General features: G+C 44.7%; 10 protein-coding genes. 1 reads left to right on the top strand and 9 read right to left on the bottom strand.

Annotated elements, in window-relative coordinates; translation table 11 throughout:
* Positions 1–151: 151 nt before the first annotated feature.
* Positions 152–979, bottom strand: a complete 828-nt coding sequence (gene hisF, locus KDK67_RS12670; protein WP_250869168.1) for an imidazole glycerol phosphate synthase subunit HisF — start codon at positions 977–979, stop codon at positions 152–154.
* A 199-nt stretch (positions 980–1,178) separates the two neighbouring features.
* On the opposite strand from hisF, the gene KDK67_RS12665 reads away from it, so the two are divergent.
* A complete protein-coding gene (locus KDK67_RS12665) occupies positions 1,179–1,502 on the top strand; it encodes a hypothetical protein (RefSeq protein WP_250869167.1) in 324 nt (107 codons plus the stop codon).
* Positions 1,503–1,529: 27 nt separating this feature from the next.
* Here the strand turns inward: KDK67_RS12665 and KDK67_RS12660 are convergent, their stop codons facing one another.
* The 8 genes from KDK67_RS12660 to KDK67_RS12625 all read right to left on the bottom strand — a co-directional run bounded on the left by KDK67_RS12660 (position 1,530) and on the right by KDK67_RS12625 (position 9,253).
* The gene (locus tag KDK67_RS12660) at positions 1,530–3,299 is read right to left on the bottom strand and encodes a ribosome biogenesis/translation initiation ATPase RLI (protein ID WP_250869166.1); all 1,770 of its coding nucleotides are present in this window, start codon (positions 3,297–3,299) and stop codon (positions 1,530–1,532) included.
* A gap of 75 nt (positions 3,300–3,374) precedes the next feature.
* Entirely contained in the window at positions 3,375–3,764 is a 390-nt protein-coding gene (locus KDK67_RS12655) for an EMC6-like membrane protein (protein ID WP_250869165.1), read from the bottom strand.
* Positions 3,765–3,850: 86 nt separating this feature from the next.
* Entirely contained in the window at positions 3,851–4,864 is a 1,014-nt protein-coding gene (locus tag KDK67_RS12650) for an MBL fold metallo-hydrolase (RefSeq protein ID WP_420846950.1), read from the bottom strand.
* 96 nt (positions 4,865–4,960) lie between these two features.
* Positions 4,961–5,230 (bottom strand): thioredoxin family protein, encoded by a 270-nt coding sequence (locus KDK67_RS12645; protein WP_250869164.1) that lies wholly within the window; start codon positions 5,228–5,230, stop codon positions 4,961–4,963.
* Between the two features lie 201 nt (positions 5,231–5,431).
* Positions 5,432–6,187 (bottom strand): coenzyme F420-0:L-glutamate ligase, encoded by a 756-nt coding sequence (cofE, locus tag KDK67_RS12640; RefSeq protein WP_250869169.1) that lies wholly within the window; start codon positions 6,185–6,187, stop codon positions 5,432–5,434.
* Between the two features lie 22 nt (positions 6,188–6,209).
* Positions 6,210–7,457, bottom strand: coding sequence for a phosphomethylpyrimidine synthase ThiC (gene thiC, locus KDK67_RS12635; protein WP_250869162.1), 1,248 nt, complete (start codon positions 7,455–7,457; stop codon positions 6,210–6,212).
* 31 nt (positions 7,458–7,488) lie between these two features.
* Positions 7,489–8,373, bottom strand: a complete 885-nt coding sequence (locus KDK67_RS12630; protein ID WP_250869160.1) for a methylenetetrahydrofolate reductase — start codon at positions 8,371–8,373, stop codon at positions 7,489–7,491.
* Between the two features lie 58 nt (positions 8,374–8,431).
* A complete protein-coding gene (locus tag KDK67_RS12625; protein ID WP_250869158.1) occupies positions 8,432–9,253 on the bottom strand; it encodes a hypothetical protein in 822 nt (273 codons plus the stop codon).
* Between the last annotated feature and the right edge of the window lie 689 nt (positions 9,254–9,942).

The following is a 9,942-nucleotide window of genomic DNA, read 5'->3' as shown; positions in this document are numbered from 1 at the left end:
ATGAAATATAGTCTTTTCAGGAGTGTTGCATTCTTCTCTAATTTTATCTGCTTGTCTAACTCTTCAACGGTCATATGCCGTTCAATAAAGATCCCCTCAGGTCTAACCATGGAACAGTCTATATAACGAATTAGTCTAATAATTTGGGGTTTTAACTATAAAGGCGTACCGGAATGTTCTTTGCCTTGAGGGCTTCCTTTACATCGCGTACAGTATATTCTCCGAAGTGGAAGATACTTGCAGCAAGTCCTGCATCGGCCTTGCCGTCAACGAATCCCTTGTACATGTGTTCAGGATTACCCACGCCACCGGAAGCTATTATAGGAATATCAAGTTCTTCAGAGAGCTTCTTTGTAATAGGAATATCAAAACCATCATAGGTGCCGTCACGGTTCATGCTCGTCAGAAGGATCTCCCCTGAACCGAGCTCTTCCACCTTCTTCGCCCACTGGACAGTATCCAGTCCGGTAGGTTCCCTGCCACCGTAGATAACCACTTCATACCAGGCAAGAGTACCATCCTCAAGCTCAAGTATGGTCTTGTCCTGATTGTTCTCGACATCGAGGTTACGCCTGCAATCGATAGCTGTTACAATACATTGTGAACCGAAGATCGTAGAAGCCTCGCGAATAAATACCGGGTTCTTCACTGCTGCTGTATTGATGGATACCTTGTCAGCACCTGCCCGGAGGATCTGCCTGACATCCTCGACAGAATTGATACCTCCGCCGACCGTCAGAGGAATAAATACCTCATCAGCGGTCCGCTCGATGACATCTATCATTGTGGAACGGCCTTCGTGGGATGCGGTAATATCAAGGAAAACAAGTTCATCTGCACCCTGCTCATTATAGCGCTTTGCAAGATCCACGGGGTCACCTGCTTTTTTCAGGTCAACGAATTCAACGCCCTTGACCACGGTCCCACCTGCCGCATCAAGTGTAACATCAAGACAAGGAATGATCCTTTTTGTTAGCATAGCTTACGTAATGAATGTTCTATAATTAAATGTTATTGAGAGATGAAACAGGCAAAGCAGTATATGAATGTTGGAATATAAACAGTATATTTAAACGGTATGAAGCACATAAAAGCCTGATGCATTTGAACCGGCCTGTCCTCACAGGCATTGTATCCTTTTTTAATGTGTACGACAGTTTCTGCCTTTGAGATCCAGTATGAAGAGATCTGGGTACATCAGGGAATCTTTGGACTTTCAGATAATGATAAAGCGTCTGCATGAAGTTGAAAAGGATGTTAGTTTAAGTGATATTTACACCGGTGAAGAAGTAGATGTCTCGATAAAAATACGTAACATAGGTACTAAGGATGCAACTGTGTCTTTTATAGAGACCAAAACCGAGCATGTACGGCTTGCAGGTGGGGTCGTACCGATCAACAATTACCATCTGCTATTGTTCACATGGTCCACGATCATCGGTATCATACTCTATACCGAATTCCTTACATGGTACCTTTCGAAGAAAAAAAGATCGAATTAAATAATGGAAATAAAAAGGATGAGATATTCACTCATCCAGCTTGTAGTAATAATATTCCCCTTTTGCTTTCTGTTCTCTGTCAAGACGTGAATCTTTTTTATTGACCCTTGGTCTTGTAGTATCCTCATCCCTTCTGAAAGTGATACCAAGGTCTGAAAGGAATTTGTTCATTCCAACCTGCATTGAAGAGGGAGGATGTGCTATACCAAAGACTGCCGGTTCACCTTCGAAAACGATCAGGCGTTCACTGAGCATATCGATCATGTAGATGTCATGGTCTACGACCATTGCGGTCTTACCATTATTTTCTGCAAATCTCTTTATCGCCTTTGTTGCGAGTGAACGCTGCTCTACGTCAAGGTGCGCACTTGGTTCATCGAGAATATACAGATCAGCATCCTTTGAAAGACAAGCTGCGATGGCAACCCTCTGCAACTCACCGCCACTCAGATCGTTCAGCATTTTATCAAAGAGGGGCTCAAGCTGAAGTGGCTTGATTATCTCAGCTTCATAATAGCTGGTATCGAACCTGCGGGTGATGCTCCTTAAGAACTGTCGTACCTGCATGAAAGAATCCACTTTGATGTACTGAGGTTTATAGGAGATGGAAACTTCCGATTCCAACTCACCCTCATCGGGTTCAACCTCTCCTGCAAGTATCTTTACAAAAGTGGACTTACCAATACCGTTAGGACCGACAATTCCGATCACTTCACCTTCTTTTAAAGAACCGCCATCGGACTTAAGTGAAAAACCGTCACCGTACTTTTTGGAGAAAGCATTGTAATCCAGAAGAGTGGCAATGTCAGTTGCAACACGTGGGGGATGCACTTCAAAGGTAATGGCATCCGGCCTGACACGCACGTTCTCTTCAGGCAGATAACCCTTGAGATATTGGTTGATGGCGATCCTGACACCCTTTGGATGTGTGATCACACCATAACCGCTTGGCATACCGTATGCTACCTGAACGACATCAGAGAGCATGTCCAGAATTGCAAGGTCGTGCTCAACAACAAGAACGGCCTTGTCCTTTGCGAGTTCCTGTATAAGCTTTGAGGAATTGATACGCTGGTAGATATCCAGATAGGGACTTATCTCATCAAAGAAGTAAAAGTCTGCATCCCTTGCAGCACATGCGGCAATGGCTACCCTCTGCAATTCTCCGCCACTGAGCTCACCTATATTTCGGTTGATTATGTGACCCAGGTCAAGCTTTTCGACAAGTTCATCCATTACACCGCGCTCGTCGGTACCTTCAAGAAGATCACGGGTCTTGCCGTTGAAAGCCTTAGGGATCATATCCACATACTGCGGTTTCTGGGATACTTTGATCTTGCCATCGATGACATTCTTGAAATAGTCATACATCCCAGTACCGGCATAGTGTTCCAATACTGTGTCCCAGTCACCTTTTTCTTCTCCGAAGTTCGGAACAAGAGCACCTGAGAGTATCTGTACTGAAGTACTCTTACCAATACCGTTCGGACCAAGAATACCGGTCACCTTACCCACCTGAGGGGTTGGCAAACCATAAAGGGCAAAACCGTTCTGACCATACCTGTGGGTCGGCTTGTCAAGAGCCTCAGGCAAACCGATTATCATAATAGCGCTAAAAGGACATTTGTTGACACAGATACCACAGCCGACACATAGTTCCTCAGATATGATGGCTTTACCATCATCTCCGAACACGATCGTCTCGTATCCTGTCCTGACCCTAGGACAGTATTTCTCACATTCGTGGCTACATCGCCTTGGCTGGCACCTATCCTTATTCAATATTGCAATTCGCATGATGGATCACTGAAGTTGTTAATGGGATATTTAATAAGCTGTACGCAAAAGAAAAAAAGAGTAGCATGAATACTGTCAGTTCAACAGCAATACCCATGTCACAAGGCAGAAGTCGATAACGATGAATTCGACATAGAACCAATCCTTTAGTCCGAACTCTTTCGTGTTTATATTGATAGCTGGATAGATGAAGCGCTGCGCATAATATGCCAACACACCGACAATGACCAGCACTGCATACCATTTGGTTTCGGTACCTGCACCGAATTGGAGGAATGCACCAAGACCGGCGATCATACCAAGGAATGCTGCAACAGCAGTCTTGATGATACCCTGTATATGTGCTACCTTGCGCTCTTCCGGAGTTTTTACTTTGATCGCAGCGGGCTTTGTGGACACTGCAGGAGCGTCAGTCTGAACTACCTTTTTGGTGCCATCCGACTTCACTTTGCTTTCCTTTTTCAATTGGCATCTTCTCCTGAGTTAATTACTAAGATTGGTTGTTATAATCATCAGAACATATATAAACGTTTATTCCTGCAGAGAGTAGATCAAAGAAACTCATTACTTAGAACATTGCTGACCTGATCAAGGGATACAGCTTCTCTGCCTACACTATTTAGATAGGAAGCAAATTTTTCCGGCCTTTCTCCTGAAGGATGATACACAATTGTCAGCTCAGGGTCTATATCCTCCACCATTTTGGCAAGGCCATTAGCATCAAGATGGTCACTTATCTGCAGGGCAGGGTAGCTATAATCCAGCCTTCCTGTCAGCACATATTTTTTCATCGAATGAGGCAACTTCTTAAGGTCCCACGGCGGTACGATGCAGACCTCGCCCTCATCACATTCCCCGATAGCCACTATATCCCCCGCATTATCCACAAGGCTGCGTGTCAGAAGCAGTGACTTTTCTTCCATTGCGATCGTCCCATGGTAACCAATATCACGCAAAAGCTCCACCGCACGCTGGGCCTTCCCAAATGCATAAGCACCGAAAGCAACCTGGGAACCACATTCCATCACATTTCTAAAGCCTTCAATATCATCCTCGAAATGGCAGGACGGGTCAGAATGATCGCCATAGTTCGCTTCAGTTATCAGCACGTCACATTTTGGCAGTGCAGAAGGATCCTTAACATCCCCGGTGACAAGAATACGGGTACCCACATCGTTCACCCAATAGAAGCCAACCGCTCCTGCAGTATGTCCCGTCTGATAGGTCTTTACGGTCACACCATTGATATCAATGGAATCCCCACATGCTAACGTACGCCCCTTGAACTCACGTTCATGGCGTATCTCAAGTGCTTTAGCGGTCTTTTCCGTGGAAACTGAGATGTCAGAGAGCATTGCAGACTTGCCGTTATGGTCAGAATGAGCATGCGTGACGAGATAAGCGTCCGGTTGCGGCTGTTTTTTAGGGACACGTGTCGAATCAATGGAAAAAGTGCAAAGGTTCCCATCATCTGCCCGAAATTTTACGGCAAGATGGGGTTTGAACGTCCCTCGTGAATTCTTCTGGCGGAATGCCAGAACTCCCATGTCTGCAAATCTGTTCAAATGATACCTCTGGCCAATGGACGAGTTCAAGTTATTTACATGTTGTCAGAAGAAGAAACAATGAAAAAATAGAGGAAGAATAAATGAAAAGGAAGTTCAGATAAGAGCATTCAGTTCTACACGAAGTACGTCAGCACTGGTAACACCTGTATATCGCTTTACCACTTCGCCATCTTTCTCAATGATGAGAGTAGGTACTGCACTAATGCCATACTTGCCTGCAAGGGCATTGTTCTGGTCAACATCGACCATCTTGAACTCGACCTTGTCCCCCAGTTCACCCTCGAGCTGTTCAAGGATAGGTTTCTGTATCTGGCAAGGCCCACACCACGTTGCTGTAAAATCCATTACTATTACATTGCTCATTGAAGATCACCTTTGTAACTGAAAAATATAAGTAAGCGGTATTGCACGCTTCGTACAAAACCATTGGTTGCATTCTATAAATAGCTTTTGATTGTGACACTGACATCAATTATGACACTCGCTAACAGAACAGCCGCAAGATCGAGATCTTTTTTGAAGACCATTCTCAGAAGAGAGAATGGAAAGAGGCAAAAGGTATTCTCACGTCCTTTTGATATTGCTGTAATACATGCACTCTTCCGGCGTGAACAGTGGCATCTCCTCAGACCCTTCACACATTTCCACAGGAGCTCCGCGAATCAGCACACATGGGATGCATTCATCTGCCTCGCCCATCAAAAGCTGAGCAGCAGATACCAGATTATCCGCAACCGCCTTGCGTGTTATATGAAGAGGTTTCCCAAAAAGATCATGTGAGCCACGTGCATCTTCAACTGGAACTATACCGGAAGTCCCAAGTGCGACCCCCATGCAACCAAGACGCAAAGGCTGGGTGCGGCTATCTCCAATGATAACACCCACATGGCAGGAAGAGTACTCTTCAACGCCCTTCCTTATGTAAGCAGCACTTTTCTGAGCATCCTTAGGCAAAAGCACAACATGCCCTTCCGGGGCGTTGGAAGCATCAATGCCTGCATTAGGGGACAATGTCCCATTGGTCAAAGTGAGAGCAGCCCCAGGCACACCCCCAATGATCTCATCGCATTCACAAAGAACGAGCTCCATCTCCCTGGGATCAAGACAATATTTACCTGCAAGTTCCTTTGCAATTTTCCCCGGAACTACGGTCGATAGCTTTACCAACCTGCCTTCTGCAGTCGCTACCGCGGATTCGGCAAGAACCAGGATATCGCAATCTTCCAGAAATACCCCATGCTTTTCGAACGCTTCGCATAGAATTTCCACGATATCGTCACCTGCCCTAATGAGGGAAGTTCTGATACCGACCATCTGCATCGAGGGGAGCTCTAACACCAATTCAGACACCTTCTGACAAATAATCAGCCATTATCTTGATGGCACAGTATTCGCCACACATGGAACAAGGACCTGTCATAGGACACATCCCCTTAGGCCTATCAGGATCAAGTGCCAGTTCCATCTGCCCTTCCCAATCGAAATTGGCACGCCTGTCAGCAAGCAATTTATCCCGCTCATCGAGACCGTATTTCATGGAATCGCCTATATGTGCCGCGATCTTAAAAGCAATAAGGCCTTCACGCACCTGTTCAGGTGTCGGAAGGGATAGATGTTCTGCCGGAGTTATGTAGCAAAGATAATCAGCACCATTGCCACTTGCAATGCTCGCACCAACTGCCCCGGAGATGTGGTCATACCCCATACCGACATCAGTCGGCAACGGACCTGCCACAAAGAGAGGGTAATTGGAAAGGGAGCGGTGAGCCTGAATGTGGGGGACAATATCATTTGCCTGCACATGACCGCCCATGCCTTCAATGATTACCTGGACACCAGCCTCATTAGCCTGTTCTGCAAGTTTTGCGTTCTTCCTGATCTCCATCATCTGCGGATTATCACACACATCATGAACGCAACCGCTACGCATCGTGTTCCCAAGGGAGAGAACGACATCGTTCTTCTTCAGTATAGAAAGGACCTCATCGAAATTCTCAAGGTAAGGATTCTCACAGCCGTCCTTCAACATCAGAACACTGGTGAAAGAACCGCCCTTTGAGACCATCCCCATGATACGCCCTGTACCTTTGAGCTTCTCAAGTATCTGCTTTTCTACACAATGGACCACGACCGAACTTACACCTTCATCGACCTGCTTCTTAAGATAGGAAAGGACATCGTCACCGGATGTATCTTTCATCCCACATTCAACAACTGCCTGGTAGACCGGAACGGTTGTGATCGGTAAAGTGGTGTTATCAAAGACCATTTTTCTAATGTCAGAAATATCGCCACCCATTGACAGGTCCGTTATCGTATCTGCACCGTATTTTTCCGCGATCTTCACTTTTTCCAGTTCAGCATCAGGGTCGATGCTTGCAGAAGAGGTTCCGAGATTGACATTTATCTTCGTCTTAGCCCCTTTTCCGATAGCTACCGGAGGACAGCCATCGCGAACCATTATCACGAGGCTGCCATCTGCAACCCTTGACATTACAGTTTCCACATAAATGGACTCGTGTTCGGCCACATATTCCATTTCCGGGGTCAGCGTACCGTTCTTTGCGTATTCTACCTGTGTGGGTCTCATAGTATTCGACTCTTAAAATCGTTTTTATGTATTATCTATAATAGAGGCCTGCCATCTCAAGAAGCCTTTGTGTATTGCCATGACCGCCGATAGGCATAAGATGAATGCCCCTGCACATATCCCGAAGTTCACGGATACTTTCTGCAGCGATCTCAAGCCCTTCCTGTATCGGGTCCTTTGCATTTTCCATGCGCTTTATAAGTTCATCCCCGACCCGTATTCCAGGAATGTTATTGTTCATAAAATGTGCCATTGCGGCAGACCTGAGAGGAATTATACCGGCCATGACCGGAACGTTCGGATCCATTTGATCCATAAGATCACTAAAATCGTTAAAACTTTCAACGTCATAGACCGCCTGTGTCTGAATGAACCGGGCACCGGCATTTATCTTTTTCTTAAGCTTGAGCATCTGCATCCGTTTTGTCACATCAGTGTTGGACACCGCACCAACAGTAAAGGACGGAGCACCTGCAAGTTCATTGCCTGCCATATCAGACCCACCCATCATCTTGGTGATAAGGGAGAGAAGTTGCACAGAATCCAGGTCATAAACAGCCTTTGCACCCACGTGGTCGCCTTTGGTGGTATAATCCCCGGTCATCACACAGAGATTCTCAATACCCAGAGCCGATGCCGCCAGAATATCAGATTGTAATGCCAAACGATTGCGGTCACGACAGGTAAGCTGCACGATCACAACATGTCCGGCATCCATCAGTAGTTTGCCGACAGCGATAGGACTCATGCGCATTACTGCACGCTGATTGTCCGTGATGTTGAGGGCATCCACCAGACCCCTGATAAGTTCTGCATCCTCAAGTGTAGCCGAGATGGCAGTACCCTTTGTAGGTGCCACCTCTGCGGTCACAATGAAGCGGTCTGAGTTGAGGGCATCGTTGAAAGTTGAAAGCATCGTGGGATAAATATGGGGGATTTGTTTTTAAAGGCATCGAGACAGGGAAGGAAGATGTTCAAACTATCAGTTCATCCTCATCGATCGAATAAGAAAAGGGTTCCATTGAACATTCGCTCCCCATCCCAACCGCTTGCTGATATATCTCTTCTGTCGCACTAACATATTTTTCGGCAGGATTTCCACAATTATCAATTCCTCTAAAGACCCACACTGGGTAGTAAAATTCCTGATCTGCACCGGAAATATCCGAGAAGTATCCGACCTGTATCTCATCCACATAAGTTATCGATCCTGAAACATTTGCAGAACTTAGAACACCGTTTCCATCGTTCAATCTTTTAATAGCCACCTCAACAGGAACTATCGCCACATCTCCCGACCTCTCTAACTCCCTCCAGTTCTTGAAGAAATACAGAACTTCTCCATCATCACCAAAACACACGGTAATCGAATCTCCCGGACCCACCACCGGATAACCATCGATGAGACGACTGTATGAGACTTCCACAAACATAGGTTCAGCTCTTTCCAGATCCAATGAGCCGGTTTCATGATTAAGATATTCAATCTGCACTGTTTCCACCCTATCAATGTAAGAATCATAAGGCAATTCATCGATCGAGATCAAATAGGCATTTGCCAGTTCTTTTGCTTCTTTTTCATCTGGGACTGAACTTCGAATCCGAAACCGATTAAAGTTTTCTTCATGGAGAACACTCTCATTCAGCACCTTATAAACAGGGTATTTATCTAAAACATCTGGAGCATGAGCTTCAATGAACAGATTTTCATAACCCAAATCTGCAATAGGTGGTTCCTTAAGACCAGAATTATGGAAATCGATCAATGAAGTAAAACCCGCAAGAATTACCAGCACGAACAGGGAGATTACTACTAAAATTATATTTTTGTTTATTTTAACACCACTTTAGAGTATACGAATAACAGGTCATCACTCCGGATCATAATTCAGAACTGCCCATACGAAAGATACACCCAGAACAAAGATCGCAATCATATTACACTTTAGATGATACTTGCTTAATTTGGTTTCCTGTGAATTGTTTTCTTTTAATGAGTGCGTCTATTGAACCAATTAATATCACAGATATCAATGTAAGGTATAGCAACAATGGACTGAAAATATCACAGAACCATAGCTGATATGCATGATAAAGTGCTATTATAAGAGGCACTAGACGGTATATTTTTCTAAATCGTTTCATGATGAATTTCCCCAATGTTACTTATTAACTTTTCTAAATAATACTAGAATAAAAGCTATCAAAACAATTATTACCAACGCAAAAAGGACACTACCAATGGTCTGTCCTGTAAGCATAAAGAACGTATCATATTTATTTGGACAAAAATACTCCATGCAATAGTATAAAATTGGTAACTATTCAGCCTAATTATCGTCAATCCTGTATCAACTCTAATACAAAAAATTAATTTGCAACCCTAAAATCAAACAATCGTTGGAACAAATGGCTTTCCATCGATTGCATCTTGAATAGCTTTCATCACAGAAAGTTGATTCTTCTTAACAGTAGAAATGTAGCT

Source organism: Methanococcoides seepicolus, assembly GCF_023684405.1.
GTDB lineage: Archaea > Halobacteriota > Methanosarcinia > Methanosarcinales > Methanosarcinaceae > Methanococcoides > Methanococcoides seepicolus.
This window is presented reverse-complemented; position numbering and strand designations above follow the sequence as displayed.